Source organism: Zunongwangia mangrovi (genome assembly GCF_900112105.1).
GTDB classification, from domain to species: domain Bacteria; phylum Bacteroidota; class Bacteroidia; order Flavobacteriales; family Flavobacteriaceae; genus Zunongwangia; species Zunongwangia mangrovi.
Genome location: NZ_FOKV01000030.1, coordinates 1 through 1,840 on the forward strand (window position 1 = coordinate 1; position 1,840 = coordinate 1,840).

At 29.1% G+C, this 1,840-nt stretch carries 1 protein-coding gene; it reads right to left on the reverse strand.

The features are described 5' to 3' along the window. Positions 1 to 856 precede the first annotated feature (856 nt). Entirely contained in the window at positions 857 to 1,729 is an 873-nt protein-coding gene (locus tag BM201_RS17965; RefSeq protein WP_092545207.1) for a tetratricopeptide repeat protein, read from the reverse strand. Positions 1,730 to 1,840: the final 111 nt, after the last annotated feature.

The following is a 1,840-nucleotide window of genomic DNA, read 5'->3' on the forward strand; positions in this document are numbered from 1 at the left end:
CTGTTTAATTTTTTTTTCGTAGTTGAATATATTTTGTGTATTTCCAATAGCAGAAATTAGAAAAAATAGGAGCAAAAATTTTTTAGTCATAATTGGGGGTAACGGTTTCGTATAATCGTCAGTTGCGGATTGGTTGAAACTAAGATAGCTAAAATTACTGAATATTATGCTTACGCGGTTTTGTCCGCAGGACAAAATGCCGCAATTGCTATTATACGTTGTTACCCAATGTAGCGACACGCTCAGTTTATTTTTTAATTCTTTTAAATTGTCGTCAGATTTATCGAATATCGGCTTAGATTAAATTTTCTTTAATTGTTTATCAGAGTGGGAGAGAAGCTTTTGAAGTTTAAAATTGATAGTAAAAGTTTATAATTTTAAGTTTCTCCAGCGTTGCTTTTTTAATTTTTAGTTGGATTTTTCTACTCAAATTTTGAGAGAGATTGGTTCTAGTGATGCTTTCCGCGTCGTTGATTATTCTGAAGTTCCGTTTTCAATTAAAAGTTCAGGTTTTCAGATCTTTTTTTTGAGCTTGTCCGCTCAAAGTCAGTTTTGGTTTCTAAAAATAAGAGTCAATTTTATCTAATATCAACTTTTATTTGTTTGGATTTTTATTCCTGAAGTCTTTAAAAATGGTGTCCTATTTTATCGAATTTTGATTATAATTTTTCTGCGGTCAGTTCAGTTTTCAGGAAGTGTTTTTGTCTGGAGCTATTTTGGGTAACGGTCTTGTATATTTGTCAGTTGTGGGAATTAGGAAATAAAGATCACAAAAAGAAATTATTTTACGTATAAGCGTTTGTGTCCGCAGGACACAAAGCCACAATTGCAAATATACGGTGTTGTAGGCAGTTTTTTATTCTTTAAGTTCAAAATTATATTCTTTTATAATCTCATTAAATTTATCTAATTCTTTATCCTCTTTCATTTTTGCGTGAACAAAATTCAAAAGATTTTCAGCATCCGATATTTTGTTTGAATTCTGGTTTTTGTATAAAATTATTGACTCTAATGTATTTTTTAAAGCAATTTCATTATTGCCTAAAATCAAATTTGTTTTTCCATTTCCGTAATAACCCTCAGGATTTTCGGGGTAAAAATTAATTAAGTTTTGATAAAAATTTTGTGCTTCTGTTTCATTTTCTTTCATTGAATAAATTGCAGCAATATTTAAAAGCGCAAAATCTCCTTCTGGAAATATCTCAAGAGATTTCTTATAAGTTTTTATAGCTTTATTCAAATCATTTTTCATTCGGTAGGCTACCCCCAAATGGTCATAAGCCATTACAAATTTTTTATCTTTTTTAATTGCTTTTTCGTATTGTTCTATTGCTAATTTAAACTGTTCTTTATCTTGTAGTTGATTTCCTTTTTCAAAATATTCATTTGCTTTCTGATTGTCAGAAAGTCTATAAAATTCTTGTTTTTTCTTTTCAAAAACTTTTGTTCTTAACGATGGACATTCTTCTATAACAAGTTTTGATACATCGCTAAAAGTTTTGCGAATTCCCTCTACTGTAAATTGTCTATTGTCCTTTTCGCTTGTGTCATTATTTTCAACGTCAATTTTTGATGAAACGATACATTTTTTCAAAAGGTCATTCAAGTTTTCAGTTTCAGAATCTTTAGAAATACACTCACAAGATTTTTTTGCAATTTTTTCCTCGTATGTCTGTCCGAATGTGATTAACGAAATAAAAAGAAAGACTAATGATATTAATTTATTCATCTGTTCGTGAGTTTGTAAATGTCTAGTCCTGAAATATGGCTACAGGTTGAACATGATTTTAAGCAGTTAATTTGTATACCATATTTGGTGTTTTATACTCTAAAGATAAAT

Excerpts from the sequence above, each read along its gene's own strand:
- BM201_RS17965 (WP_092545207.1), bottom strand. The coding sequence starts at position 1,729 with ATGAATAAATTAATATCATTAGTCTTTCTTTTTATTTCGTTAATCACA.